The organism is Paucibacter sp. B51 (genome assembly GCF_027863535.1).
Lineage (GTDB): Bacteria > Pseudomonadota > Gammaproteobacteria > Burkholderiales > Burkholderiaceae_C > Paucibacter_A > Paucibacter_A aquatilis.
Window position 1 is genome coordinate 2,911,267 of record NZ_JAPIVN010000001.1, and the last position, 24,318, is coordinate 2,935,584.

Below are 24,318 nucleotides of genomic sequence, written 5' to 3' on the forward strand. Positions count from 1 at the left end.
GCTCGGCCTGATCGCCCGGCCTGAGACCGCCTGCGCCTCAGCGCAGCCGGCCGTCCGCCGGGCGCTGGCCCAGGGCGGCCAGGCGGGCCGGCTCGGGGATGCGCAGCTCGCTGTGCTGCATCACGATCAGGCCCTGCTCATGGAACTGGCGCAGCGTGCGCGACAGGGTTTCCGGCGTCACGCCCAGCTGGGCGGCGAGATCGCGCTTCAGCTGGCCCAGGCTCAGGCAGTCACCGCAGCCCCTGAGCTTGTGCTGCTGCAGCAGCCATTCGGCCAGCCGGGCGGGGAAGTCCTGGGTGGTGAGGGCCTGGCGCGACTCCTGCGCCTCGCAGGCATGGCGGCCCAGGCTGCCCAGCAGGGCCAGCAGCAGCGAGGGATGCTCGTGGCACAAGGCCAGCATGGCGCGGGCCGGGAACTCATGGGCCAGCACCGGCGTCAGCGCCAGCGCGGTCTCGGGATAGGCGGCGCCGGGCCAGGCGCTGGCCAGGTCTATCCACTGGCCGCCGTGCAGGGCCCGGCTCTGCCGCCACTGGCCCTTAGCGGCGCGCCGGCCCATGCTGAGCTTGCCGCGCACCAGCAGCCAGAGGCTGCCGTCCTCGTTGCTGCTGCCGTCCCTGAGCAGGCGGCCGCGCTGGCGGATGCGGTGGCTGCGGCCCAGGGCCGCCAGGGCCAGCAGGGCCTCCTCGTCGCGCGCCAGGGCCGGCCAGGCCTGTTGCAGAGCCTGCATCAGCGCCAGGGAGTGCGCGGGCCTGCTGCCGGCGGCAGCGAGCGGCGGGTCCAGGTCCGCGCTGATGGACAAGGGCAGGCCAGACCCAGGGGCCTGGGCGCGTTGCGGGTGGATGCTGGGGGTCATGACGGCGGTCTCCTCGGGGCTTGGCGGGCGGCGGGCAAGAGCGCTTGGCCCCTGTGTTCCGCGAGCCGCTAGTCGACCATCAATGGCCTCAGTGTGGCCTTGAACTGGTGCAAGAAAGCGGCATCTGCCCGCCCGGGGCATCCCCCTTTTGGTGGCCCGTGCCGACTCCATCCGGTCTTGACCGTTGTCAAGAAAGGCGCCGATCTGACGGGTTATCTCAGCCGCGCCGGAGGATCAGGCCGGGCAGGGTCGCGGCCAGATCGGCCAGCAGGGCCGGCGCCGGATAGTCCGCCGGCACCGGTGGCAATGGCTGCGCGCAGCCCTCGGGCCGGGCGATCTGCAGGGCCCAGCGGCGCACGCCGGCCGCGCTCAGCTGCTCGGCCAGCTCGCGCAGCGCCCGCGGCTGATGCAGCAAGGGATGAACGGTGCTGCGGCATTCCAGCGCGATGCCGGAGGCGATCAGCAGGGCCAGGTTGGCGCGCACCGCGGCGGCTGCGCGCTCGGCCGCGGCCGTGCTGCGCAGGCCGGCGACGCGGCCCAGCAGGGCCGCGTCCTGCGGCGCCGCCTTGATGTCCAGGCCCACCCAGTCCAGCAAGGGCAGCAGCGGCGGCAGGCGCTGCGGCCGCATACCGGCGCTGTGCAGGCCGATGCGAAAGCCGAGCGCGCGCGCCTGTGCCATGGCCTGGGGCAGGGCCGGGTCCAGCGTCGGCTCGCCGCCGCTGAAGACCACGGCGTCGAGCAGGCCGACCCGCGTCTCCAGCCAGGCCAGCACCTCCGGCCAGTGCAGGCGGGCCGAGCCGCGCCGCTGCAGATCCGGGTTATGGCAGTAGCCGCAGCGCCAGGGGCAGCCGGCCAGGAAGACCACCGCCGCCAGCTGGCCGGGGTAGTCGACGCTGCTGAATCGGCTCAGGCCGGCGATGCCGAGCGTGGCGGCCGCGGCCTCGCTCATCGGCAGGGCGTGGGCGTGGGAACAAGTGCGGGTGAAGTTCGCTCCTGGAAGTGCAGACGCTGCTGGAACTCGCCCTGCTTGCCGGTGTTGAAGGAGGCGACCGGGCGGTGGTAGCCCATCACCCGGGTCCAGATCTCGCAGCGCTGGCGTTCCTCCTCGCGCAGCAGGGGCTGGCCGTCCTGCGGGGCGGGGCTGAGATGCAGTGCGGTGTTCTCGTTCATGGTCGGGTCCTTGTTGAGGTTCAGTGGGAGTTCAGGGGGTGGGGAGAAGGGACGCTGCCGCAGCCTGGGCCTGGGCCTGGCTCTTGCGCGCCAGCGCCTCGGCATCGCAATGCGGGCAGAACTCATGCCGGCCGCTCAGATAGCCGTGCGTGGGGCAGATGGAGAAGGTCGGTGTCACGGTGATATAGGGCAGGCGAAAGCGCGAAAGCGAGCGCCGCACCAGCTCGCGGCACGCCTCGGCGCTGCTCAGCGCCTCGTTCATGTACAGATGCAGCACCGTGCCGCCGGTGTACTTGCGCTGCAGCGCGTCCTGGCGCTCCAGGGCTTCGAAGGGGTCGTCGGTGAAGCCCACCGGCAGCTGCGAGCTGTTGGTGTAGTAGGGCTGCTCGGGCGTGCCTGCCTGCAGGATGGCGGGGAAGCGCTTGCGGTCTTCCTTGGCGAAGCGGTAGGTCGTGCCCTCGGCCGGCGTGGCCTCCAGGTTGTAGAGATGGCCGGTCTGCTCCTGGAACTCCACCATGCGGGCGCGCACATGGTCCAGCAGGCGCAGGGCCAGGGCATGGCCGGCCGGCGTGGTGATGTCCTCGCGGTCGGCGCTGAAGTTGCGGATCATCTCGTTGATGCCATTCACGCCCAGGGTCGAGAAGTGGTTGCGCAAGGTGCCCAGGTAGCGGCGGGTGTAGGGGAACAGGCCCTCGTCGATCAGGCGCTGGATCAGCTTGCGCTTGATCTCCAGGCTGTCGCGGCCCAGGTCCAGCAGCTGGTCGAGCCGGGCCAGCAGGCCGGCCTCGTCGCCGGCATGCAGATGGCCCAGGCGGGCGCAGTTGATGGTCACCACGCCCAGCGAACCGGTCTGCTCGGCCGAGCCGAACAGGCCGTTGCCGCGCTTGAGCAGTTCGCGCAGGTCCAGCTGCAGGCGGCAGCACATCGAGCGCACCATATTCGGCTGCAGCTCGGAGTTGAGGAAGTTCTGGAAGTAGGGCAGGCCATAGCGCGCCGTCATCTCGAACAAGGCCTCGGCATTGGCGCTGTGCCAGTCGAAGTCGGGTGTGATGTTGTAGGTCGGGATGGGGAAGGTGAAGGCCCGGCCCTTGGCATCGCCGGCCATCATCACCTCGATATAGGCGCGGTTGATCAGGTCCATCTCGGCCTGCAGCTCGCCGTAGCGAAAGGGCATCTCGCGGCCGGCGATCTGCGGCACCTGCTCGCGCAGGTCCTCGGGGCAGGTCCAGTCGAAGGTCAGGTTGGTGAAAGGTGTCTGCGTGCCCCAGCGCGAGGGCACGTTGAGGTTGTAGACCAGCTCCTGCATGCACTGGCGCACCTGGGCGTAGCTCAGGCCGTCCTTGCGCACATAGGGCGCCAGATAGGTGTCGAAGCTGCTGAAGGCCTGGGCGCCGGCCCATTCGTTCTGCAGCGTGCCGAGGAAGTTGACGATCTGCCCGACCGCGCTGCTCAGGTGCAGCGGCGGGCCTGATTCGACCTTGCCGGCCACGCCGTTGAGCCCCTCGTTCAGCAGCGTGCGCAGCGACCAGCCGGCGCAGTAGCCGCTGAGCATGTCCAGGTCATGGATGTGCAGATCGGCCTCGCGGTGGGCGCGGCCGACTTCGGGCGGGTAGACCTGGTCCAGCCAGTAATTGGCCACCACCTTGCCCGAGACATTGAGGATCAGGCCGCCCAGGCTCCAGCCCTGGTTGGCATTGGCCTTGATGCGCCAGTCACGCTGCTGCAGGTACTCGTCCATGGTGTCCTGCACAGCGACCAGGGTCTGGCGGGCGCCGCGCAGCTTGGCATGCTGCTCGCGGTAGACCACATAGGCGCGCAAGGTGCGGCGCAGGCCGGCCTCGAACAGCGCCGTCTCGACGGCATCCTGGATGTCCTCGACCGCAAGCAGGACGGGGGCCGGGCTGCCCGCTTGAGCCGCCGCGCTGGCACAGCGTGCCCACAGCTGCGGCAGCACAGATTGCTCGGTCAGCCGTGCAGCCGCTTCGCCCGCCAGCTCGCCACTGGCGGCGCCGGCACGTGCCAGGGCCTGGGTGATCTTGAGGGCGTCGAACTCAACGCGGGCGCCGCAGCGTTTGCTGATTTGCATGGCGGAATTTCTCCATATGTAGTGTCGACCGGCAGGATAGGCACTAGATATAGCGTCCGCAACAGGAAATCGTTAGCGAATCGGCAAAGCTTGCGCTGGCGCAAAAGGGGATCTGCTGGGGGCGCCGGTGGGCGCCAGCGCGCGCGGCTGGATCAGAGCAGCAGGAAAGCCGCCGCCGCCATGGCCGTGGGCCCCAGCGCGCCCAGCAGCAGGCCGCCGGCGCCGACCGACTCGTCCTCGAAGCCGCGCTTGAGCAGGGCCACGCCGGCCGGGTTCGGCGCATTGGCGATCACGGTCAGGCCGCCGCCGGCCACCGCGCCGGCCACCAGCATGTACTTGGCCGGGTCGGAGATGCCGGTGATCAGCGAGCCAAGGTAGGTCAGCGCCGCGTTGTCGGTGATAGCGGTCAGGCCGAGCGCGCCGAAGAACAGGGCCAGCGGCTCCAGGCTGGAGACGATGGGCTGCAGCCACCAGGCCTGCATGCCGCCCAGCACCACCAGGCCGGCCAGGAAGAAGGCCACCAGCAAGGCCTCCTTCAGGATCAGCGGGCTCTGGTGACGCTCGTAGGCTTGGGTGAAGCCGAGGAACATCAGGAAAAGGCCGAGAAAGGCCACCGGGTGATGGGCCAGCAGCACGACGCCGGCCAGCAGGGCCAGATGCACCAGCACCACCGTCACCGGCACGGCGGCTTCCGTGCCCCGCTTCTGCGCGTCGGCGGGCAGCAGATGGCGGCGCAGCAGGAACACCGCCACCGTCGCATTGATGGCCACGGCCACCGCCGCCTTCCAGCCGAAGTGGCTGAACATGAAGGCGCTGTCCCACTGCCAGGTGGAGGCTACCATCAGCACCGGCGGCGCGGCATAGGAGGTCAGCGTGCCGCCGATGGAGACATTGACGAACAGCACACCCAGGGCCAGGTACTTCAGGCGCTCGGGCACCTCGGGGCGGAAGATCTGCGGCGCCAGCATCAGCGCGGCAATCGTCATCGCCGCCGGCTCGGTGATCAGCGAGCCGAGTATGGGCACGGCGGCCAGGCCCAGCCAGGCGCTGGCGATCTGCGTCGGCAGTGGCAGCAAGCGGGCGATGCTGTCGACGGCCCAGATGACGGTGCGCAGCACCGGCCGCGACGCAGCCACCACCATGACGACGAAGACGAACAGCGGCTCGGTGTAGTTGCGCGACTCGGCATAGCTGAGCGCCTGGCTGCCGCCTTGCACCAGGCCCATGGCCATGATCAGCAGGATGGCCCAGAAGCCGAACACCACCTCCACCTCGCCCAGCAGATGGAAGAGACCGGCATGGCCGGGGTAGCGGTGCGAGAGACGTTCGAGCTGCTTGGCGGCGAAGGTGTGGACCAGGGCCAGGGCGAAGATGACCAGGGCGATGGTCTGGATGGTGCTGGGATCGGGATTCATAGGCATGAACAAAGACGGGCGCGCGCGCCCTTGGCTCGCGCGGCGGCCCGACCAGCGCAATCAAACCTGCTGCCCCGCGACTCGGCACAGCACCCGGGGCGCAGTGTAGCGAAGCCGCTTGCCGACCCCCGTCCTGCTGCGCCTTCCCGCTCAGAGCCGCTCGGTCCAGGCCGGCAGCAGCGGGCCGATCGCGTCCAGCGTGTTCTTCAGCACCAGGCCGTACTCGGTGTCGCCCTCCATCACCAGCGCGCGTTCGAAGAACAGGCGGTCGGCATCGTCCTGGCCGCCCAGCAGGCGCCACAGCGCGGCGCTGCGGGCGCGCAGCAGCAGGGCCGGCGCCGCAACGCGGCCGCGTACCGCCTCGAAGCCGTCGGGGCCCAGGCGCAGGCGCAGCCGCAGGCCGCTTTCCACCAGCTCCAGCTCGACGATGCGGCCCTGCAGGGCGGCGCGCTGGCCGGCGTCCAGGCGCGGCCAGAGCAGGCGGTCCAGCGCGCGCGCGGCGCACCAGGACGGCGGCTCGGTTGGCAGGCGGCGCAGCAGGGCGCGGCCGTGGCTCAGCCAGGCGGGGGCCGAGGGCTGGCGGGGCGCGCTGTGTCCGGGTTCAGACATGGTCGATCTCCCGCATGCCCGGCTGGCGCCGCGCGAAGCCGTCGACCAGGGCGCCCGGCAGCGGCAGCTGGCGCAGCCGCGCCAGTGCCGGCGCGGCCGGCGCGCCCTGGTTCAGCACCGCCTCGAACAGCTGCAGCACCTCGGCAAAGCCCTGGCTGCAGGGCGAGAGCCGCAGCCGGTCGACGCCGGCGCTGCGCAGCTGTGGCAGCTGGGTGATCAGGCAGTGCAGATCGGCCGACTGGGTGCTGATGCCGTTGAGCGCGAGAAAGGCCTGGCCCTCGCTGCTGCGCAGCAGCAGGCCGTCGGCATCGTCGCGGCAGCGGAACTCGCACTGGTCCTTGCTGAGCCGGTGGTGGCGGGCGGTGAAGCAGCGCGCCGAAAAGGCCAGAGGCATGCGGCCGAAGCCGAAGACCTCGGTCGCCACCCGGCGCCCGGGGCCGGCCGGGTTGACGCGCGCCACCGCATCGAGTGCCAGCTCCAGCGGCGCCACCCAGGTGCTGATGTCCGGCCCCTCGCGCAAGGCCTCGCGCAGCGCGCCGGCGCTGTAGAGATTGAGCTGCGGGCCCAGCACCAGCGGACGGCGCGTGGCGCCGGGCTGCTCGCTCCAGGCCTGCAGCGCGCTGGCGTCGCCGGCCTCGATGCTGAACTCCGTCTGCTCGGCGATGCGGCGCACGCCGCGCAGCTCCGCCTCGCTCATCACCAGGGGCAGCGTGGCCAGGCGCACCTGCTTGCCGCAGGCCTGCAGATCGCGGCCCAGGTCCAGCCAGTCGGCCAGGCTGAACTCATTGCGGCGCGAGCAGCAGACCTCGCCCAGCACCAGGCAGTCCGCCGGCCCCTCGGCCAGCTCGGCATAAAAGGCCAGCATCTGCGCGCGCGGCCACCAGTACTGCAGCGGGCCGACGGTCAGTTCGATGCGGTTTGATTGAGTGGTTTGTTTCATGGCGATGTCGGATTAGTGGCTCAGAGGGTGTGAACTTTTGTAGCGAGCGGCTGCCAGGCTAGGCGGGCGGAGCGCAGGAACCGGAACGTACTTCCTGTACGTGAGGATTCCGAGCACCGCCCAACGACGCATGGTGGTCGCGCAGTAGAAAGGTCGCACCCTCTCAGCGCCAGGGGCGGTCGAAGGCGCCGAGCGTGCTTTGCTGCCCCTCGGCCCAGCGGCCCAGCTCCTGCTGCCAGGCGGGCTGCACGCTGTAGCGGCCGCCGCCGGCCAGGCTGTCCAGGGCCTGGCGCCAGACGCGGGTGACGCCGGCCACATAGCTGGGGCTGCGCTGGCGGCCCTCGATCTTGATCGCGCGCACGCCGCTGGCCAGCAGCTGGGGCAGCAGGGCCAGGGTGTTCAGGCTGGTCGGCTCCTCCAGCGCGTAGTCAGCTGCATGGCCGGCCGCTGCGCTGTCGCCGACGCTGAAGCGGCCTTTGCACAGCGTCGGGTAGCCGCGCGGCTCCTGCGGTCCATAACGGTCAATCAGCACGCCCGCCAGGCGCGCCTCGACGCCGTCCGGGCCCTCCAGCCATTGCACCGCGGCCGGCGGCGAGCAGACGCCGGCGGTGTTGGGTGACTGGCCGGTGGCGTAGGAGGACAGGGCGCAGCGCCCCTCCACCATCACGCACAGGCTGCCGAAGCCGAAGACCTCGATCTCCACCTCGGTGTTGCGTATCACCTGCTGCACCTGCTGCAGCGTCAGCACCCGCGGCAGCACCGCACGCTGGATGCCGTAGCGCTGCCGGTAGAACTCGATGGCGGCATGGCTGGTCGCCGAGGCCTGCACCGACAGATGCAGGCGCAGCGCCGGATGCTGCGCATGGGCGTAGGCCAGCACCGCGCTGTCGGCGACGATCAGCGCGTCGGCACCCAGCTCGGCAGCGGCGTCGACGGCGGCATGCCAGGGCGTCTCGTCCAGCGCATCGGCATAGGTGTTCAGCGCCATCAAGACCTGGCGGCCGCGCGCATGGGCGTAGGCCAGGCCTTCGCGCACCTGCGCTTCGTCGAAGTTCAGGCCGGCGAAATTGCGCGCATTGGTGGCGTTTCTGAGGCCGAGGTAGACGGCATCGGCGCCGGCGTCGATGGCCAGGGTCAGCGCGCGCAGCGAGCCGGCCGGCGCAACCAGATGGGGAAGTTGGCTGGACATGTGTGCAAGAGAAGGAGAACGGTCTTGGGTGGCTGGAGAAATGGGTGCTGCGGCGGTGCCGGTACAGCGCCATGGAATCTAGCGGTGGGCTCCAAGCTGCTGCTTGTTCGCCCGCAAGGCTTTGGCTTGAGCGGGCTCAAGCCGCGGTCTGGCCGACAATGGGCCGATGACGCCAGCCTCTTTGTCCAGCAGCCCCAGCCATCCCGGCCACCGGCCACGCCGGCCCTGGACACTCAGCGCCAAGCTGAGCCTGATCGGGGCCGTGGTGCTCTTGCTCGCCCTGGCGGTGATTGCCCTGACCCTGTCGCTGACCTGGCGGCTGGAAGGCGGGGCGGCGGCCGTCAACGAGGCCGGCCGCATGCGCATGCAGACCTGGCGCCTGGCCCAGGCCCTGGGTGGCGGCGACTCGGGCGAGATCTCCGGCCAGCTGGAGCAGTTCGAGCACAGCCTGCGACTGCTGCGCAGCGGTGACCCGGCGCGGCCGCTGTTCCTGCCGCAGGACACCGGCTCGCTGGCCGCCTTTGCCGCGGTGCAGGCCGACTGGCAGCGCCTGCGCGCCGACTGGGCGGCCCGGCCCGCCCCGTCGCAGCAGCAGCTGGCCGCGCAGGCCGAGGCCTTTGTGCTGCGCATCGATGTCTTCGTCTCGGCCATCGAGCTGCAGCTGGCGCGGCTGACCACCTGGCTCAATGCGTTGCAATTCGCCATGGTCGGCCTGGCCCTGGCGGCGGCACTGGCCTTGCTCTATGCCGGCTATCTGCTGATCTTCAACCCGCTCGGCCGCCTGCAGGCCGGCCTGGCACGCGTGCGCCAGGGTGATCTGGACGCCCGCGTGCAGATCCACTCGGGCGACGAGTTCGGCGCCCTGTCCGAGGGCTTCAACCAGATGGCCGAGACCCTGCAGCAGCTCTACCAGAGCCTGGAGGCCAAGGTCGAGGAAAAGACGCTGGGCCTGGAGGCGCAGAACGCCCGCCTGGCCGCGCTCTACAAGGCCGCCGCCTGGGTCAGCGAGGCCGATTCGCTGGACGAGCTGGCCCAGGGCTTCGCCCGCCAGCTGCGCGCTGCCGCGCAGGCCGACGCGACCGCGGTGCGCTGGTCCGACGAGGGCAACCGGCGCTACCTGATGCTGGCCTCCGACGGCCTGCCGCCAGAGCTGCTGGACGAGGAGCAGTGCCTGCCCACCGGTGACTGTTTCTGCGGCCAGGCCCAGGGCCAGGCGCGCACCCGCATCATCCCGATCCGACCCTGGAGCGAGCAGCCGGCGGCCGGTCAGCAGGGACAGCAGGAACAGCTGGGACAGCTGGGACAGCTGGAAGAGGCCGAGCTGCTCGGCCATTGCGAACGGGCCGGCTTCCGCACGGTGATCAGCGTGCCGCTGCGCCTGCAGGAGCGCATCGTCGGCGAGCTCAATTTGTTCTACCGCCAGCCACGCACGCTGGGCGATGAGGATCGCAGCCTGCTGGAGACCCTGGCCAGCCATCTGGCCGGCGCCATCGAGAGCCTGCGCGTCGCGGCGCTGCAGCGCGAGTCGGCGCTGGCCGAGGAGCGCGGCATGCTGGCGCGCGAGCTGCATGACTCGATCGCCCAGGGCCTGTCCTTCCTGAAGATCCAGGTCGCCCTGCTGCGCCAGGCCCTGCAGCGCGCCGAGGCGACGCAGATCGCCGCCACGGTGGCCGAGCTCGATGCCGGCGTGCAGGAGAGCCTGGCCGATGTGCGCGCGCTGCTGCTGCATTTCCGCACCCGCACCAATGCCGAGGACATCGGGCCCGCCCTGCAGACCTGTTTGCGCAAGTTCGAGCACCAGACCGGCCTGAGCACCCATCTGAGCATCGAGGGCCAGGGCCTGCCGCTGGCGCCCGATGTGCAGGTGCAGGTGCTGCATGTGCTGCAGGAGGCGCTGAGCAATGTGCGCAAGCATGCGGGGGCGCGCGCCGTGTGGCTGGAGGTGCAGCAGGCGCCGCGCTGGCGCTTCGAGCTGCGCGACGACGGCTGCGGCATCGCCGACGACGCGCCCGAGCCGGACGAAACCCATGTCGGCCTGCGCATCATGAAGGAGCGCGCCGAGCGCATCGGCGCCGAGGTGGAGCTGAGCTCGGTGGCCGGGGCCGGCACCTGCGTGGTGCTGACGCTGGCGGCGCGGCCGCCGGCCGGCAAGCCAACGGAACAGCAAGCGGGCGCACAGGCCTGACGAGGATGACGATGATCCGTGTTGAAGACAGAGAAGCTGGTGCACCCGCCGAAGGCAGCGCTGGCGAAAGGAATCCCTTGCGGGTGCTGGTCGTGGACGACCACACCTTGTTCCGGCGCGGCCTGATCGCCTTGCTGGCCGGTGATGCCCGCTTCAGCGTGGTGGGCGAGGCCGGCGATGCGGGCGAGGCGCTGCGCCGGGTGGCCGAATGCCGGCCCGATGTGATCCTTCTCGACAACCACCTGCCCGGCGTGCGCGGCATCGATGCCTTGCCGGGCCTGCTCGAACAGGCGCCGGCGGCGCGGGTGCTGATGCTGACCGTCAGCGAGGACGAGGCCGATCTGGCCGCCGCGCTGCGGCGCGGCGCCCATGGCTATCTGCTGAAGACGGTGGACAGCGACGGTCTGGCCGAGGCCATCGTGCGCGTCGCCGCGGGCGAATCGGTGCTGAGTCCGGAGCTGAGCGGCACGCTGGTGCGCGCCTTCCAGGCGCTGGGGCCGGCGCGGATCGCCGCTGCCGTCGGCGGCAGCCCTGCACCGGCGCCTGAGCTTGAGCCTGCGCCTGCGCCGGCCGCACCGCCCATCTCGCCGCGCGAGCAGGAGATCCTCGGCCACATCGCCCTGGGCGCCAGCAACAAGGAAATCGCCCGCGCGCTGGGCATCGCCGAGACCACGGTGAAGATCCATGTCCAGCACATCTTGCGCAAGCTGGGCCTCAGCTCGCGCGTGCAGGCGGCGGTGTATGCGAGCACGCGCGGCGGCGCCTGAGGCGGGCCGCTGAAGCGGCTGCCGAGGCCAGCGGCCACGGCCGGCAAGCTCAGAACGGCAAGCTCAGAACGGCGAACTCACAGCGGCCAGCTGCTATGCCCGCGCGCCACGCCGACGATGGCGGCCACCAGGCCCAGGGCCAGCAGCAAGGCGACCCGGCGCAGCGCCAGCGGCCGGCCGGGCTTCATCGCCAGCGTGCCGATGACGATATAGGCCAGCAGCAGGCTGAGCTTCATCGCCAGCCAGTGCTGCTGCAGCGGATTCAGGCCCAGCAGCCACCACAGGCTGGCGCCGGCCGCCAGCAGGGCGCTGTCGACCGCCATGCTGAGCCGACGGGCGCCGGGCCGCAGCGGCCAGGCCTGGCCGGCTTGCGCGGCCAGCGCGCGCAGCAGGAAGAGGCTGACGCTGGCGGCGGCCAGGCCCATATGCAGCAGCTTGAGCTGCGGGTAGTGCGCCTGCAGCAGGGCGCTCAGGGAGAGGGTGGTGGCGGGGTCTGTGCTCATGCCTTCATCCTCGCATGGCCGGCCCGCATCACCAGCGCCCGCGCAGGCCCAGGCGCCAGGTGCGCGGTGCCTCGGCCCAGCTGAACAGCGCCGAGCGTTCGGCCAGCACCGTGTTGCCCAGATTGCTGACGCCCAGGTCCAGGTCCAGCTGCGGCCCCAGGCTGCGGCCCAGGCTGGCATCCAGCTTGTTCAGGGCCGGCACCGCCACGGCCGGCTGGCCGACCGTGGTCGAGGCCAGCAGCTGGCCCGCGCTGCGCTCCGCCCGCAGCAGCGCACGCCAGGGCCCCTGGGCCCAGCCCAGCTCGGCGCCCAGGCTGTGGCGAGGGCGCTTCTCAAGCCGCTGATGCTGGCCGTCATGGGCCTCCAGGTACTGGTAGTTCAGGCCGGCGCTGAAACCGCCGGCCAGGCGCGCGCGGCCGCTCAGCTCCAGGCCGCGCAGGCGGGCGCGCTCGACGTTCTCGAAGCGGAACAGGCTGCGCGGCCCGCTGCTGCTCACCAGCATCGGCACGATCAGATCACGCAGGCGGTTGTCGAAGACCATGGCCTGCAGGCCGGCGTCCTGCCGGTCCCAGCCCAGGCCCAGCTCCAGGCCGCGGTTCTTCTCCGGCCGCAGATCCGGCTTGGAGACATAGGTGTAAGGGCCCTCGTCCTCCTGGTAGCCGGGGCTGATCTGCTTCAGCGTCGGCGGCTTGAAGCCGGCGCTGGCGCCGCCTTTCAGCGTCCACTGCGGCGCCAGATGCCAGACGCCGTAGAGGCGCGGGCTGAGCGCCCGGCCGAAGCGCTGGTGGTGGTCGGCGCGCAGGCCCGCCGTGAGGCTGGCCTGGCGGTTCGGCGTCAGCTCGTCCTGCAGGTACAGGGCCTGGTGGCGGGCCGAGGCGCGCCCGCCGGGCAGGCCCTCGTTGTGCAGGCCCTCGCGTCGGCTCTCGAAGCCGGCCGTCAGCTGCTGGCTCCAGCCGCCGCCGCTGCCGGCAGCGATGCGCCGGCTCAGCTGCCCCTCCAGCACCTGATCCTGCAGGCGGTTCGGCCGCAGGCCGGCCACGCCATTGCTGCGCTGATTGCTCATGGCGATGCGGCTGTCGTAGGCGCGCAGCTGGCTTTGCCAGCCCGCTGCTCCGCCCCAGTCGGCCTCCCAGCCCAGGCTCAGCTGCTGGCGTTCGAGCTCGGTGTCGGAGGCGTAGACCCGCTTCTTGCCGCTGCGCTCGACCGCCAGGGCCTCGCGCTGCTCGCGGCCGCCGCGCAGGGCAAGGTCCAGCTGCTGGCCGCTGAGCGGCGTCCAGCGCAGCTGCAGGGCGGCGTCGCGGCGCTGCCGGCCTTCGATGTCGGAGATGCGTAGGTCGCTGGCGCTGGCGATGGCCGCGCGCCGGCTGTCGGCCAGCTGCAGGCTGGCGCTCAGATCCGGGCGCAGCGGCCCGCTCAGGCGCACGGAGGCGCGGTGGCCGTCGCCGCCGCGGCCGCCCTCGGCCTGGCTGCCCTCCAGATGCATGCCGCCCTGCCACTGCGCGCCGGGCGGCCGGGTGATGATGTTGACCACGCCGCCCAGGGCCTCGGCACCGTACAGCACCGACAAGGGGCCGCGCACGACTTCGATGCGCTCGATCTCGTCCGCCGACAGCCAGTCGATCTGGAAGTCCGAATGGCCGATCACCCCGTCGCTGGCACTGATGCGCCGGCCGTCGACCAGGAACAGCGTGTGCCGGGCGTCCATGCCGCGCAGGCTCAGCGTCTTGCGGCCGCTGACGGTGCGGCCGAACACTGCCACGCCGGCCTCGCCGCGCAGCGCGTCCAGCAGGTTGTCGGCGCCGCGCTGCTCGATCTGGGCTCGGCTGACCACGCTCAGCGCGGCCGGCGCGTCGATCATCGGCAGCGCATGGCGGGTGGCCGAGACCACCTGCACCAGCACCGGCGGCAGCTGCTCGGGGCCGGCCTCGGGTGCCGGCTGGGCACCGGCCTGGCCGGCCAGGCTGAAGCAGGCCAGCGCGGCGGCACGGGCCAGTGCCCGTGGCCTGGCGCCCGCTTGCATGGCGTTTGGATTGAAGGTTATGTATTTCATGTCTCGGTCTCGGCTGCTGGCGATGTCCCGAGCATGAGCAAGATCAAGTGGCGCCGCCTTGACCCAGATTGGCTTTGCAGGGCGCGGCGCGGCGGCCGCGCAACGGCAGGGGCCGGCTTCCGCGCCGTCCTTGAACCAGTTCAAGGACGGGTGCCCGGCCGGGCAGGACGATGCGCTCAAAGACCCGGGCCCCGGGTCCGCTGAAGTTCCATCCCGAAGACAAGAGGTATGACATGAAGCTGAACAGTACGACCCTTCCCCGCGCCCACCGCCGCCTGAGCCTGTTGGGCCAGCTGGCCCTGATGGTGTGCTTGCCGCTGAGCCTGGTGGCCCAGGCCCAGGAGGGCAAGAAGGATGTCAGCGCGGGCGATGTGAAGTACCACGCCGCGCCCTCGGCGCTGAGCGAGGTGCCCATGGTGCAGAGCAGCAACCCCAAGGCCCCGCCGATGACGCAGGCGGAGTTCGATGTGGCACGCAAGATCTACTTCGAGCGCTGCGCCGGCTGCCACGGCGTGCTGCGCAAGGGCGCCACCGGCAAGCCGCTGACGCCGGACGTCACCCTGGGCAAGGGCACCGACTATCTGAAGGTCTTCATCGCCTATGGCTCGCCGGCCGGCATGCCCAACTGGCAGACCTCGGGCGAGATGAGCGAGCAGCAGGTGGACCTGATGGCGCGCTATATCCAGCATGACGCACCGACGCCGCCCGAGTTCGGCATGGCCGATATGAAGGCCACCTGGAAGGTCGTGGTGCCGCCCGAGAAGCGGCCGACCAAGAAGATGAACAACTACAACATCGAGAACATCTTCTCGACCACCCTGCGCGACACCGGCGAGGTGGCCCTGATCGACGGCGACAGCAAGCAGATCATCAACATCGTCAAGACCGGCTATGCGGTGCACATCTCGCGCACCTCGGCCTCGGGCCGCTATCTGCTGGTCATCGGCCGCGATGCCAAGATCAATATGATCGATCTGTGGATGGCCAAGCCCGACAACGTCGCCGAGGTGCGCATGGGCCTGGAAGCGCGCTCGGTGGAAGCCAGCAAGTTCAAGGGTTATGAGGACAAGCTGGTGATTGCCGGCGCCTACTGGCCGCCGCAGTACGTGATCATGAAGGGCGACACGCTGGAGCCGCTGAAGATCGTCTCCACCCGCGGCAACACCGTGGATCAGCAGGAGTACCACCCCGAGCCGCGCGTCGCCTCCATCGTGGCCAGCCACTACCGGCCCGAGTTCATCGTCAACGTCAAGGAAACCGGCAAGACGCTGATGGTGGACTACACCGATCTGAACGCGCTGAAGACCATCGAGGTCGGCACCGCCCGCTTCCTGCATGACGGCGGCTGGGACAGCACCAAGCGCTACTTCATGATCGCCGCCAACCAGAGCAACAAGATCGCGGTGGTGGATGCCAAGGAGGACAAGCTGGTCAAGCTGGTCGAGGTCAGCAAGATCCCGCATCCGGGCCGTGGTGCCAACTTCATCCATCCCAAGTTCGGCCCGGTCTGGAGCACCGGCCACCTCGGCGACGAGGCGATCTCGCTGATCGCCACCGACCCGATCAAGCACAAGCAGTACGCCTTCAAGGAAGTGGCGCAGATCAAGGGCCAGGGCGGCGGCGCGCTGTTCATCAAGACGCATCCGAAGTCCAAGCATCTGTACTCGGACACACCGCTGAACCCCGATGCCGCGATCTCGCAGTCGGTCGCCGTCTTCGACATCGATGCGCTGGACAAGGGCTTCAAGGTGCTGCCGATTGCCGAGTGGGCGGGGCTCAAGGACGACGGTGCCAAGCGCGTGGTCCAGCCCGAGTTCAACAAGGCCGGCGACGAGGTCTGGTTCTCGGTCTGGTCGGCCAAGGACAAGCAGAGCGCCATCGTCGTGGTGGACGACAAGACGCTCAAGCTCAAGGCCGTGATCAAGGACCCGCGCCTGATCACGCCGACCGGCAAGTTCAACGTCTACAACACCCAGCACGACGTCTATTGATCTCAAGCGGCCCCGCTGCCTGATGGCGCTGGGGCCCATGAAGCAAGGAGTTATGAATCATGCGAATCGCATCCATCATCGCGATGGCAGGTGCCGTCCTCTTGAGTGCCTCGGCCGTGCAGGCCGACGAAGCCACGCTCAGCAAGGCCGGCTGCATGGCCTGCCATGCCAAGGACAAAAAGCTGGTCGGCCCGTCCTTCAAGGACATTGCCGCCAAGTACAAGGGTCAGGACGCCGCAGCCGCGCTGGCGCAGAAGGTGCGCAGCGGCGGCAAGGGCGTTTTCGGCCCCATCCCCATGCCGCCCAATCCGCCCGAGAAAATCAGCGATGCCGACCTCAAGGAGGGGGTGGCGTGGATCCTCAAGCAATGAGCTGACCAAGACCTCAGCCAGCCAGATGGGCGCTCATGGCCAGCTATGGGCGCCCTTTTACTTCGTGGTTCCAGCCGGCTCAGGCGCCGACCTCCAGCGCCTCTTGCAAGACCAGCTCCACCAGAGGCGCCAGTTCGGTCGCGCTGAAGTGGGGCGGCGCGTCGGCGAGGTCTGGCGCATCGCCCACCATCGCCACGATGCCCGGCCACTCGGGCCAAAGCATGGGCTTGCCCACGGCCGCACGCCAGACCTCCAGCTTGGGGAAGTCGCCGCCCTTGAAGCCCTCGACCAGGACCAGGTCGCAGTCCTGGATGCGGCTTAGGAGGTAGTCCAGATCCGGCTCGACATCGCCGCGCAGCTCATGCATCAGCGCCCAGCGCGTTCGGCCGAGCAGCAGCACCTCCTGGCAGCCGGCCTCGCGCAGGCGATAGCTGTCCTTGCCCGGGCGGTCGACTTCGATGTCCTTGTGGCTGTGCTTGATCAGCGAAACACGCAGGCCGCGGGCGCGCAGCGCTGGAATCAGGCGTTCCAGCAAGGTGGTCTTGCCCATGCCGGAGCGGCCGGCGATGCCGAAAACTTTCATGGGAGATGCTCGCTGCAAAGAGTCATGGGAATGTGCTCGGCTTGATTTCGTATAAGGCGGCGGGAGCGCGTGCGCAGCACAATGCGCGCATGGATCCTGGTCGCCGTTTTTTGTTCCGTCCCTCCATGGCGCGCGCTGCCGTCCAGAGGCCGCCCGGCGCCGTGGCCGAGCCGGCTTTTCTTGCCAGCTGTACACGCTGCGACGCCTGCATCAAGGCCTGCCCGGCCGGCGTCATCCGGCGCGGCGATGGAGGTTTTCCTGAAATGGACTTCAGGAGCGCCGGCTGTGACGCCTGCGGGGCCTGCATACCGGCCTGCACCGTGTCGGCACTGCGCCCGCCGCTGCTGTTTCGCGACTGGCAGGCCCAGATCGGCGCGCAATGCCTGGCCCAACAAGGGGTGGAGTGCCGGGTCTGCGGTGAGGCCTGTGACGCCGCTGCGATTCGCTTCAGGCCACGCCTGGGTGGCGTGGCCCAACCCGAGATCAGCCCGAGTGCCTGCACCGCTTGCGGCGCTTGCGTCGGGGTCTGCCCCTCGGGCGCGGTTTCAATGCGCCGAGCCTGAAGCAGCGCTGGCCGGCGGCAGGGTGATTTCACCGGCCTTGTGTGCGCCAATCGGCTGGGCAATCGGCGGCAAGGTGTGCGCGATGCCCTTGTGGCAATCGATGCAGGTCTGGCCCGCCGAGAAGGCCACTTGGTGCCGGGTCGCGGCGCGGCTGTTCTGCTCCGCATAGTCCATATAGCTGAAGTTGTGGCAGTTGCGGCACTCCTGCGAGTCATTGGCTTTCATGCGGTCCCACTCATGCTGGGCCAGGACGGCGCGCTTGGCATTGAACTTCTCGGGCGTGTCGATCGAGCCCAGCACCTTGTGCAGCACCTCGTTGGAGGCCTGGATCTTGCGGATCATTTTGGGCCCCCATTCCTTGGGCACATGGCAGTCCGGGCAAGTGGCGCGCACGCCAGTGCGGTTCTGGTAATGGATGGTGTTGCGGTACTCCACGTAGACGTTCTTCTCCATCTCATGGCAGGAGATGCAGAAGGCCTCGCGGTTGGTCCACTCCATGGCGGTGTTGAAGCCGCCCCAGAAGATGATGCCGCCGGCAAAGGCGAGCGCCAACAGCCAGAACAGCTTGGTGTGGGCAAAAGCCCAGGCACGTCGGATCAGGTTCTTCACAGCGGGCTCCTCACTTCATGCCCTTGGCACGCTCATAGGTGTTGGCCACCAAAGGCTTGGCATCACTCTGCGGCACATGGCATTGGGTGCAGAAGTAACGGCGTGGGCTGACGGAGTCGAGCTCAATGCCGTCGCGGGTCTTGAAGTGGGTGACGCTGATCTTGGTGGCGCCGCTTTCCTTGGTCTTCTGCCAGGCGTGGCAGTCCATGCATTTGTTGAAGTTCTTGGTGATCTGATAGCCGCTGATGGTGTGTGGAATCAGCGGTGGCATCTGCACGAAGTCACGATCACCGACAGGGTGGTCGCGCTCCTGGCGGTTGTTGGCGGGCGGGTTGTCCTGGTTCAGGGGCGTGCCTTGGCGCAGCCCTTCCAGTTTCACGGGCGCGGCCTTGTCGGCAGCCGCCGCAGGCCCGGCGGCAAACACGGAAAACGCCAGCAGCAGGCTCAGGGCGGGGCGGAGCAGGGGGGGGATCTTCATGGTCAGTCCCTTCGGGTGTCAAAGCGGTGGGTGAATCGGAAAACGGAGCTGTCGCACACATCGATGCAGCGGCCGCAGGCCGTGCAGTCGGGCGCCAGGATCAAGGGGCCGGCGTCTTGCTTGGCCTTCAGTGGGCCGACGATGATCTGCGGCTCGGGGCAGACGGCGAAGCAATCGCCGCAGTCATTGCAGCGGCTGCTGTGGGCGGCCGAGATGCGCAGCAGCGGCTTGGCGCCGATCAGGGCGTAGGCCGCGCCCATGGGGCAGACATGGCCACACCAGCCGCGCGGCGCCACCAGCAGGTCGAACAGGAAGACGGCGGCCAGCGCGCCCCAGGCCAGGCTGCCGCCGAAGATCAGCGCACGCTGGGTCAAGGTCACCGGGTTCACCTGCTCCCAGACCGGGCTACCCAGGGCCGCAGCGGCCAGCAGCACGCAGGCCAGCAAGGCGTGGCGCAGCTGGCGGCTCGGCGCACGGCCGCTGCTGATCTTCAGGCGCCGGCGCAGCCAGGCGGCCGCATCGGTCACCACATTGACCGGGCAGACCCAGGCGCAATAGGCCCGGCCCGCCAGCAGGCCGTAGAAAGCAAGGACGATGGCCGCGCCGATCAGGGCGCTGGCGGCAGGCCAGAGCCCGTGTCGCAGACCCGCGAGCAGGCTCTGGGCCAAGACGAAAGGGTCGCTCAGCGGCAGCACATCGAGGGTCAGGCTGGAGGCCAGATTGCCCTTGACCCACCACAGGCCGAACAGCGGGCCGAGCAGGAAGAGGCCGATCACGCCCAGCTGGCTGCTGCGGCGCAGGATCAGCCAGCGCTGGGCGGCCCATCGGCTGCGTGCGGGCTGCGAGGGGATGTGAGTCGGGCCGCTCATCGCTGCGGCTCCGATGAGGCTGGGGCATAGGGCTGGGCGCCGCTGCGCAACGGGCCGATGTCGTGGCCGCCTTCGGGCAGGCGTTGCTCGGGCTGAGCGAAGCGGGGCTTGCCCTGTCGGTTCTGGTCTTCCCAGCCCTTGCGGTAATGCGGGCCCAGCTCGCCCTGGGCCAAGTCGCGCGGCAGCACCTTGATGGCCGGTCGCTCCAGCACGCAGGCGCGCTCGCACTTGCCGCAGCCGGTGCAGGCCTCTGCGTGCACCGTGGGCAGCAGCATGGCGTGGCGGTCGCTGCGTGGGTTGCTTTGTTTCTCCAGCGAAATGGCGCTGTCGATCAGCGGGCAGACGCGGTAGCAGACATCGCAGCGCAGGCCGAGGAAGTTCAGGCAGCTCTCATGGTCGATCAGCACGGCCAGGCCCATGCGGGCTTCGGCGATGTCCTGCAGGCCGGGGTCAAGCGCGCCGGTCGGGCAGGCCTTGACGCAGGGGATGTCCTCGCACATCTCGCAGGGGATCTCGCGCGCTTCGAAGAAAGGCGTGCCGATCGCCACCTCGGCGGCCAGGCCGGCGCCCCATTCGCTGAGCTTGAGGTTGTGCGGCGGGCAGGCGCGCACGCACAGGCCGCAGCGCACGCAGGCGGCCAGGAAGTCGGGCTCGGCCAGCGCGCCCGGCGGCCGCAGGGCCTGGGCCGGGTGCGCTTGCGTCGGGCGCGAGAGCACGGCCGCCGCCCCGGCCAGAAGGCCGGCGCTGGCGGTGGTGCTGGCGCCTTGCAGCAGCGCACGGCGGCTCAGGTTCATGTGCTCACTCCGGCTCGGCTCGGCTCAGCTCAGCTCGGGTTCAGGCCTTGACGACCTTGACCGCGCACTTCTTGAAGTCGGTTTCCTTGGAGATCGGGCAGGTGGCGTCCAGGGTCAACTTGTTGACCAGGCGGCCCTCGTCGAAGAAGGGCACAAAGACCAGGCCGCGCGGCACCTTGTTGCGGCCCTTGGTCTCGACGGCGCAAGTGATCTCGCCGCGGCGCGAGGCCACCTTGACCTTCATGCCGCGCTGCAGGCCGCGGTCCTTGGCATCGTCGGGGTGGATGTAGAGCAGGGCCTCGGGCACGGCACGGTGCAGCTCGGGCACGCGCCGCGTCATGCTGCCGGTGTGCCAATGTTCGAGCACCCGGCCGGTGCACAGCCAGAGGTCGAACTCCTTGTCCGGGCTCTCGGCCGGCGGCTGGTAGGGCAGGGCGAAGATCACGGCCTTGCCATCCTTGTGGCCGTAGAACTTCACGCCCTCGCCCTTCTTGACATAGGGGTCGTAGCCCTCGCGGAAGCGCCACAGCGTTTCCTTGCCGTCGACCACGGGCCAGCGCAGGCCGCGCACTTCGTGATAGGTGTCGAAGGGGGCCAGATCATGACCGTGGCCGCGGCCGAATTCGGCGTACTCCTCGAACAGACCTTTTTGCAGGTAGAAGCCCAGCTCCTTGGACTCGCTGTTCATGTAGTCGGGGATGTACTTGCCGTTGATGCGGCCGACATCGGCGAGCGGGAACTTGTTGACCTTGCCGTTCTTGAAGAGCACGTCGAACATGGTCTTGCCCTTGTACTGGGGCTTCTTGGCCAGCAGCTCGGCCGGCCAGACCTCTTCCATCTTGAAGCGCTTGCTGAACTCGATGAACTGCCAGAGGTCGCTCTTGGCCTCGCCCGGTGCGCTGACCTGCTGGCGCCAGACCTGGGTGCGACGCTCGGCGTTGCCGAAAGCGCCTTCCTTCTCCACCCACATGGCGGCGGGCAGGATCAGGTCGGCCGCCATCGCGCTGACGGTGGGGTAGGGGTCGCTGACCACCACGAAAGCCTTGGGGTTGCGCCAGCCGGGCAGGATCTCGCCGTTGATGTTCGGCCCGGCCTGCATATTGTTGTTGGTCGTGACCCAGTAGCACTTGAGCTTGCCGTCCTTGAGCGCGCGGCTCTGTGCCACGGCATGCAGGCCCACCTTGTCGGGGATGGTGCCGTCGGGCAGCTGCCAGATTTCCTCGGTGTGCTTGCGGTGCTCGGGGTTGGTGACCACCATGTCCGCCGGCAGGCGGTGGGCAAAGGTGCCGACCTCGCGCGCCGTGCCGCAGGCGCTGGGCTGGCCGGTCAGGCTGAAGGGGCTGTTGCCGGGCTGGCTGATCTTGCCGGTCAGCAAATGGATGTTGTAGACCATATTGTTGGCCCAGGTGCCACGGGTGTGCTGGTTGAAGCCCATGGTCCAGAAGGACACCACCTTGACCTTGGGGTCGGCATAGAGCTTGGCCAGGTCTTCCAGTTGCTTGACCGGCACGCCCGACAAGGCGCTGACTTTTTCGGCCGTGTAGTCGGCGACGAACTTGCCGAACTCCTCGAAGCTGATCGGCGTAGCGTCGTTGGGGTTGCCCTTGGGCTTGCCGTCGGCGCCGGGGTAGCCATTGCTCTTGGCGTCTTTCTCCAAGGCATGGGCCGGGCGCAGGCCGTAGCCGATGTCGTCGGCGCCCTTCTTGAAGTTGACGTGATTCTTGACGAACTCTTTGTTGACCTTGTTGTTCTTGATCAGGTAGTGCGCGATGTAGTTCAGGATCGCCAGATCGGTCTGCGGCTTGAAGATGATGGGCTGGTCGGCCAGGTCAAAGCTGCGGTGCTCATAGGTCGAGAGCACGGCCACCTTGGTGTCCGGGTGGCTGAGGCGGCGGTCGGTGATGCGGCTCCACAGGATGGGGTGCATCTCGGCCATATTGCTGCCCCAAAGCACGAAGGCATCGGCCTGCTCGATGTCGTCGTAGCAGCCCATGGGCTCGTCGATGCCGAAGGTGCGCATGAAGCCGGTGACCGCGCTGGCCATGCAGTGGCGGGCATTGGGGTCCAGGTTGTTGGAGCGGAAGCCCGCCTTCCAGAGCTTGGCGGCGGCATAGCCTTCCCAGATCGTCCACTGGCCGGAGCCGAACATGGCGATGCCGTTCGGGCCGTCGGTCTTCAGCGCCTCTTTCCACTTGCTGGCCATCAGGTCCAGGGCTTCGTCCCAGCTGACCGGGGTGAACTCGCCTTCCTTGTCGTAGACGCCGTTCTTCTTGCGCAGCAGCGGCGTGGTCAGGCGGTCCTTGCCGTACATGATCTTGGACAGGAAATAACCCTTGATGCAGTTCAGGCCGCGGTTCACCGGGCTCTCGATATCGCCCTGGGTGGCCACCACCTTGTCGTCCTGCACGCCCACGACGACCGAGCAGCCGGTGCCGCAGAAGCGGCAGGGTGCCTTGTCCCAGCGCACGGCGCTGTTGCTGCTTGGCGCCTTGGCGGCCGCGCCATGGACGGTGATGGGGATGCCGGCAGCAGCGGCGGCAGCGGCAGCGGCCTGCATTTTCAGGATGTCGCGACGATCGACTTGCATGGGGTACTCCTGCGGGCCTCACACGCCAGATGCGCGGGGCTTGAACTGAGGGCAAAGATGGTGCGGAGTCTCGCGCGCGCTCGGGTCACGCGCCTTGACTTGCTTCAAGAAATCGGCGTGTCCAGCTCGGTCAGGCGGGTGCGCCAGCCCTGGGCCGCCTCATGGTGGGCCTGCGGCGCGGGGGCGTCGGGGCCGCTGTACTCGTAGACCAGGGAGGTGCCCAGCACGTCGGGCCAGAGCGCCATCGCGCCGAGCTGGGCGGCGGCCGAGACCTCGGCGACGTCCTCCATCACCAGCACCAGACGGCCATCGCCGGGGTTCTGGCTGATGTCCACGCCGGCCATGCCGGTCAGCCGCGCGATCACCGTCTGCAGATGTTCGGGGCGTATCCGCAGTACCACTCCCAAGACACTCATTGCATTCTCCTGATGATCCGTTGAGAGTGCAGTCTGCGCGGCGATGTGTGCCGCCGCCTTGAGACAGGTCAAGATTTTGAGCGGCGGCGCTGGGTCTCAGCGCTTGCGGGCCTCGGCCAGGCCCTGCACCGCCAGCTCGCGCAGCGGGTGCTCGGCCGGGGCGATCTCCTGCAGACGCTGCCAATGGCGGATGGCGCCGGCCGCGTCACCCTGGCGCAGGGCGCGGGTGCCGGACAGGGCCAGGGCCTTCAGATGATCGGGCGCGATCTGCAGCGCGCGCTGCAGCAGGGCCGCCGGTTCGCCTTCCAGCGAACCCTGCTGGCCACTGGCCATGACATCGGCCAGATCGGCTATCAGGTCGGCATCCTCGGGCCGCAGGGCCAGGGCTCGGCGATAGGCGGCGATCGAGGGTTCGCTGCGGCCCAGCACCAGGTAGGAGCGGCCCAGCATGGCCCAGCCGGCGGCGTCCTCGGGCTGCTGCTGCAGGCGCCGGGCCAGGCCCGCGACCATGGCCTCGGTGCGGTCCGGTGCTGCCTCGGGCGAGATGGCCTCGGGCTGACCCTTCCAGGCATAGCCACCCGCGCCGACCAGCAGCACCAGGCTCATGCAAGCAGCGATCAGGCGATGGGAAGGACGCGGCAGCGGCGCGGGCGGCGGCGCCAGCACCTGGTCGGCGATCTCCTGGCGCAGCCGGTCCAGCCGGGCTTGCAACGCGGCCTGGCCTGCAGATTCACCAGCCGTGGCGCTGCCGCTCAGCTGGGCTTGCAGAGCCAGGCCTTGGCGGCGCAGCGCTTGCAGTTCCTGCTGCTGTTCTTGCGTGGGCCAGTTCATCGGATGTCTCCCTCCTCGTCGGGCGCCGGCTCAAAGGCCTCATCGGGCTCGCGTGCCCGGCGGCGCAGGTTCAGCACCAGGCCGGCCAAGGCGGCGGCCATCAGCAGGGCCGGGCCGGCCCAGAGCAGCCAGGTGTTGGCTTGCAGCGGCGGCTTGTAGAGCACGAAGTCGCCGTAGCGCTCGGTCATGTAGTGGATGATTTCTTCGTCCCGGCGGCCGGCCTGCAGCTGCTCGCGCAGCTGGGCCTTCAAGTCCATGGCCAGCGGCGCATGGGAGTCGGCGATGGTCTGGTTCTGGCAGACCAGGCAGCGCAGCTGCTGGGCCAGGTCCTGGGCGCGGCGGTCCAGCTCGGCAGAAACGGGCTTGGCAGAGACGTGCTTGGCAGACACGGCCTCGGCCCGGGCGCAAGACATGGCGCCGAGGCTCAGCAGCATGAGGCAAGCAAGCAGACAGGCAGGC

At 69.3% G+C, this 24,318-nt stretch carries 24 protein-coding genes; 5 read left to right on the plus strand and 19 right to left on the minus strand.

Annotated features, from left to right (window positions below):
• Positions 1-37: 37 nt before the first annotated feature.
• From OOB33_RS12465 to ubiU, 8 genes are all read right to left on the minus strand, one after another.
• A complete protein-coding gene (locus tag OOB33_RS12465) occupies positions 38-853 on the minus strand; it encodes a Crp/Fnr family transcriptional regulator (protein ID WP_271008897.1) in 816 nt (271 codons plus the stop codon).
• 217 nt (positions 854-1,070) lie between these two features.
• Entirely contained in the window at positions 1,071-1,802 is a 732-nt protein-coding gene (locus OOB33_RS12470; RefSeq protein WP_271008898.1) for an anaerobic ribonucleoside-triphosphate reductase activating protein, read from the minus strand.
• A complete protein-coding gene (gene nrdD, locus OOB33_RS12475) occupies positions 1,799-2,023 on the minus strand; it encodes an anaerobic ribonucleoside-triphosphate reductase (protein WP_271008899.1) in 225 nt (74 codons plus the stop codon). The genes OOB33_RS12470 and nrdD overlap by 4 nt, the downstream gene beginning before the upstream one ends.
• 31 nt (positions 2,024-2,054) lie before the next feature.
• On the minus strand, positions 2,055-4,109 hold the full coding sequence (locus OOB33_RS12480; RefSeq protein WP_271008900.1) for a ribonucleoside triphosphate reductase: 2,055 nt from the start codon (positions 4,107-4,109) through the stop codon (positions 2,055-2,057).
• A 152-nt stretch (positions 4,110-4,261) separates the two neighbouring features.
• A complete protein-coding gene (locus OOB33_RS12485; protein WP_271008901.1) occupies positions 4,262-5,524 on the minus strand; it encodes a putative Na+/H+ antiporter in 1,263 nt (420 codons plus the stop codon).
• Between the two features lie 150 nt (positions 5,525-5,674).
• Positions 5,675-6,133 (minus strand): ubiquinone anaerobic biosynthesis accessory factor UbiT, encoded by a 459-nt coding sequence (gene ubiT / locus OOB33_RS12490; protein ID WP_271008902.1) that lies wholly within the window; start codon positions 6,131-6,133, stop codon positions 5,675-5,677.
• A complete protein-coding gene (locus tag OOB33_RS12495) occupies positions 6,126-7,073 on the minus strand; it encodes a U32 family peptidase (RefSeq protein ID WP_271008903.1) in 948 nt (315 codons plus the stop codon). Before OOB33_RS12495 ends, ubiT begins: the two co-directional genes overlap by 8 nt.
• Positions 7,074-7,236: 163 nt before the next feature.
• Positions 7,237-8,262 carry a ubiquinone anaerobic biosynthesis protein UbiU gene (ubiU, locus tag OOB33_RS12500; protein ID WP_271008904.1) on the minus strand — a complete coding sequence of 342 codons (1,026 nt, stop codon included), beginning with the start codon at positions 8,260-8,262 and terminating at the stop codon, positions 7,237-7,239.
• A gap of 166 nt (positions 8,263-8,428) precedes the next feature.
• Here ubiU and OOB33_RS12505 point away from each other — a divergent pair, with 166 nt between their 5' ends.
• Together OOB33_RS12505 and OOB33_RS12510 are read left to right on the plus strand one after the other, a co-directional pair.
• The gene (locus OOB33_RS12505) at positions 8,429-10,447 is read left to right on the plus strand and encodes a type IV pili methyl-accepting chemotaxis transducer N-terminal domain-containing protein (protein ID WP_271008905.1); all 2,019 of its coding nucleotides are present in this window, start codon (positions 8,429-8,431) and stop codon (positions 10,445-10,447) included.
• Between the two features lie 11 nt (positions 10,448-10,458).
• The gene (locus tag OOB33_RS12510) at positions 10,459-11,214 is read left to right on the plus strand and encodes a response regulator (RefSeq protein ID WP_271008906.1); all 756 of its coding nucleotides are present in this window, start codon (positions 10,459-10,461) and stop codon (positions 11,212-11,214) included.
• A 77-nt stretch (positions 11,215-11,291) separates the two neighbouring features.
• On the opposite strand, the gene OOB33_RS12515 is transcribed toward OOB33_RS12510, so the two are convergent.
• Both OOB33_RS12515 and OOB33_RS12520 read right to left on the minus strand, forming a co-directional pair.
• On the minus strand, positions 11,292-11,717 hold the full coding sequence (locus OOB33_RS12515; protein WP_271008907.1) for a SirB2 family protein: 426 nt from the start codon (positions 11,715-11,717) through the stop codon (positions 11,292-11,294).
• 28 nt (positions 11,718-11,745) lie between these two features.
• Positions 11,746-13,767, minus strand: a complete 2,022-nt coding sequence (locus tag OOB33_RS12520) for a TonB-dependent receptor plug domain-containing protein (RefSeq protein ID WP_271008908.1) — start codon at positions 13,765-13,767, stop codon at positions 11,746-11,748.
• Positions 13,768-14,069: 302 nt separating this feature from the next.
• On the opposite strand from OOB33_RS12520, the gene OOB33_RS12525 reads away from it, so the two are divergent.
• Positions 14,070-15,758: a cytochrome D1 domain-containing protein gene (locus OOB33_RS12525; protein WP_271010046.1), complete on the plus strand. Its 1,689-nt coding sequence runs from the start codon at positions 14,070-14,072 to the stop codon at positions 15,756-15,758.
• A gap of 59 nt (positions 15,759-15,817) precedes the next feature.
• Positions 15,818-16,129: a c-type cytochrome gene (locus OOB33_RS12530; protein WP_271008909.1), complete on the plus strand. Its 312-nt coding sequence runs from the start codon at positions 15,818-15,820 to the stop codon at positions 16,127-16,129.
• Positions 16,130-16,208: 79 nt separating this feature from the next.
• On the opposite strand, the gene mobB is transcribed toward OOB33_RS12530, so the two are convergent.
• Positions 16,209-16,712: a molybdopterin-guanine dinucleotide biosynthesis protein B gene (gene mobB, locus OOB33_RS12535; RefSeq protein ID WP_271008910.1), complete on the minus strand. Its 504-nt coding sequence runs from the start codon at positions 16,710-16,712 to the stop codon at positions 16,209-16,211.
• Between the two features lie 89 nt (positions 16,713-16,801).
• Between mobB and napF the strand changes: the two genes are divergently transcribed.
• On the plus strand, positions 16,802-17,275 hold the full coding sequence (napF, locus tag OOB33_RS12540; protein ID WP_271008911.1) for a ferredoxin-type protein NapF: 474 nt from the start codon (positions 16,802-16,804) through the stop codon (positions 17,273-17,275).
• Here the strand turns inward: napF and OOB33_RS12545 are convergent.
• From OOB33_RS12545 to OOB33_RS12580, 8 genes are all read right to left on the minus strand, one after another.
• Complete coding sequence (locus OOB33_RS12545; RefSeq protein WP_442953006.1) at positions 17,258-17,884, minus strand: NapC/NirT family cytochrome c; 627 nt, start codon at positions 17,882-17,884, stop codon at positions 17,258-17,260. The two genes, napF and OOB33_RS12545, sit on opposite strands and share 18 nt — an antisense overlap.
• A 10-nt stretch (positions 17,885-17,894) precedes the next feature.
• Entirely contained in the window at positions 17,895-18,362 is a 468-nt protein-coding gene (locus OOB33_RS12550) for a nitrate reductase cytochrome c-type subunit (protein WP_271008912.1), read from the minus strand.
• Between the two features lie 2 nt (positions 18,363-18,364).
• Positions 18,365-19,231: a quinol dehydrogenase ferredoxin subunit NapH gene (napH, locus tag OOB33_RS12555; RefSeq protein WP_271008913.1), complete on the minus strand. Its 867-nt coding sequence runs from the start codon at positions 19,229-19,231 to the stop codon at positions 18,365-18,367.
• Positions 19,228-20,025 (minus strand): ferredoxin-type protein NapG, encoded by a 798-nt coding sequence (gene napG, locus OOB33_RS12560; protein ID WP_271008914.1) that lies wholly within the window; start codon positions 20,023-20,025, stop codon positions 19,228-19,230. Before napG ends, napH begins: the two co-directional genes overlap by 4 nt.
• Before the next feature lie 40 nt (positions 20,026-20,065).
• A complete protein-coding gene (gene napA / locus OOB33_RS12565; protein ID WP_271008915.1) occupies positions 20,066-22,612 on the minus strand; it encodes a nitrate reductase catalytic subunit NapA in 2,547 nt (848 codons plus the stop codon).
• A gap of 104 nt (positions 22,613-22,716) precedes the next feature.
• Positions 22,717-23,028: a chaperone NapD gene (locus OOB33_RS12570; RefSeq protein WP_271008916.1), complete on the minus strand. Its 312-nt coding sequence runs from the start codon at positions 23,026-23,028 to the stop codon at positions 22,717-22,719.
• A 96-nt stretch (positions 23,029-23,124) separates the two neighbouring features.
• Entirely contained in the window at positions 23,125-23,859 is a 735-nt protein-coding gene (locus OOB33_RS12575; RefSeq protein ID WP_271008917.1) for a tetratricopeptide repeat protein, read from the minus strand.
• Complete coding sequence (locus OOB33_RS12580; protein WP_271008918.1) at positions 23,856-24,293, minus strand: cytochrome c-type biogenesis protein; 438 nt, start codon at positions 24,291-24,293, stop codon at positions 23,856-23,858. The genes OOB33_RS12575 and OOB33_RS12580 overlap by 4 nt, the downstream gene beginning before the upstream one ends.
• Positions 24,294-24,318: the final 25 nt, after the last annotated feature.

What these genes read in the sequence shown, in the direction of transcription:
- OOB33_RS12465 (WP_271008897.1), bottom strand. Translation starts at nt 853, where the DNA reads ATGACCCCCAGCATCCACCCGCAACGCGCCCAGGCCCCTGGGTCTGGC.
- OOB33_RS12470 (WP_271008898.1), bottom strand. Translation starts at nt 1,802, where the DNA reads ATGAGCGAGGCCGCGGCCGCCACGCTCGGCATCGCCGGCCTGAGCCGA.
- nrdD (WP_271008899.1), bottom strand. Translation starts at nt 2,023, where the DNA reads ATGAACGAGAACACCGCACTGCATCTCAGCCCCGCCCCGCAGGACGGC.
- OOB33_RS12480 (WP_271008900.1), bottom strand. Translation starts at nt 4,109, where the DNA reads ATGCAAATCAGCAAACGCTGCGGCGCCCGCGTTGAGTTCGACGCCCTC.
- OOB33_RS12485 (WP_271008901.1), bottom strand. Translation starts at nt 5,524, where the DNA reads ATGAATCCCGATCCCAGCACCATCCAGACCATCGCCCTGGTCATCTTC.
- ubiT (WP_271008902.1), bottom strand. Translation starts at nt 6,133, where the DNA reads ATGTCTGAACCCGGACACAGCGCGCCCCGCCAGCCCTCGGCCCCCGCC.
- OOB33_RS12495 (WP_271008903.1), bottom strand. Translation starts at nt 7,073, where the DNA reads ATGAAACAAACCACTCAATCAAACCGCATCGAACTGACCGTCGGCCCG.
- ubiU (WP_271008904.1), bottom strand. Translation starts at nt 8,262, where the DNA reads ATGTCCAGCCAACTTCCCCATCTGGTTGCGCCGGCCGGCTCGCTGCGC.
- OOB33_RS12505 (WP_271008905.1), top strand. Translation starts at nt 8,429, where the DNA reads ATGACGCCAGCCTCTTTGTCCAGCAGCCCCAGCCATCCCGGCCACCGG.
- OOB33_RS12510 (WP_271008906.1), top strand. Translation starts at nt 10,459, where the DNA reads ATGATCCGTGTTGAAGACAGAGAAGCTGGTGCACCCGCCGAAGGCAGC.
- OOB33_RS12515 (WP_271008907.1), bottom strand. Translation starts at nt 11,717, where the DNA reads ATGAGCACAGACCCCGCCACCACCCTCTCCCTGAGCGCCCTGCTGCAG.
- OOB33_RS12520 (WP_271008908.1), bottom strand. Translation starts at nt 13,767, where the DNA reads ATGAAATACATAACCTTCAATCCAAACGCCATGCAAGCGGGCGCCAGG.
- OOB33_RS12525 (WP_271010046.1), top strand. Translation starts at nt 14,070, where the DNA reads ATGGTGTGCTTGCCGCTGAGCCTGGTGGCCCAGGCCCAGGAGGGCAAG.
- OOB33_RS12530 (WP_271008909.1), top strand. Translation starts at nt 15,818, where the DNA reads ATGCGAATCGCATCCATCATCGCGATGGCAGGTGCCGTCCTCTTGAGT.
- mobB (WP_271008910.1), bottom strand. Translation starts at nt 16,712, where the DNA reads ATGAAAGTTTTCGGCATCGCCGGCCGCTCCGGCATGGGCAAGACCACC.
- napF (WP_271008911.1), top strand. Translation starts at nt 16,802, where the DNA reads ATGGATCCTGGTCGCCGTTTTTTGTTCCGTCCCTCCATGGCGCGCGCT.
- OOB33_RS12550 (WP_271008912.1), bottom strand. Translation starts at nt 18,362, where the DNA reads ATGAAGATCCCCCCCCTGCTCCGCCCCGCCCTGAGCCTGCTGCTGGCG.
- napH (WP_271008913.1), bottom strand. Translation starts at nt 19,231, where the DNA reads ATGAGCGGCCCGACTCACATCCCCTCGCAGCCCGCACGCAGCCGATGG.
- napG (WP_271008914.1), bottom strand. Translation starts at nt 20,025, where the DNA reads ATGAACCTGAGCCGCCGTGCGCTGCTGCAAGGCGCCAGCACCACCGCC.
- napA (WP_271008915.1), bottom strand. Translation starts at nt 22,612, where the DNA reads ATGCAAGTCGATCGTCGCGACATCCTGAAAATGCAGGCCGCTGCCGCT.
- OOB33_RS12570 (WP_271008916.1), bottom strand. Translation starts at nt 23,028, where the DNA reads ATGAGTGTCTTGGGAGTGGTACTGCGGATACGCCCCGAACATCTGCAG.
- OOB33_RS12575 (WP_271008917.1), bottom strand. Translation starts at nt 23,859, where the DNA reads ATGAACTGGCCCACGCAAGAACAGCAGCAGGAACTGCAAGCGCTGCGC.
- OOB33_RS12580 (WP_271008918.1), bottom strand. Translation starts at nt 24,293, where the DNA reads ATGCTGCTGAGCCTCGGCGCCATGTCTTGCGCCCGGGCCGAGGCCGTG.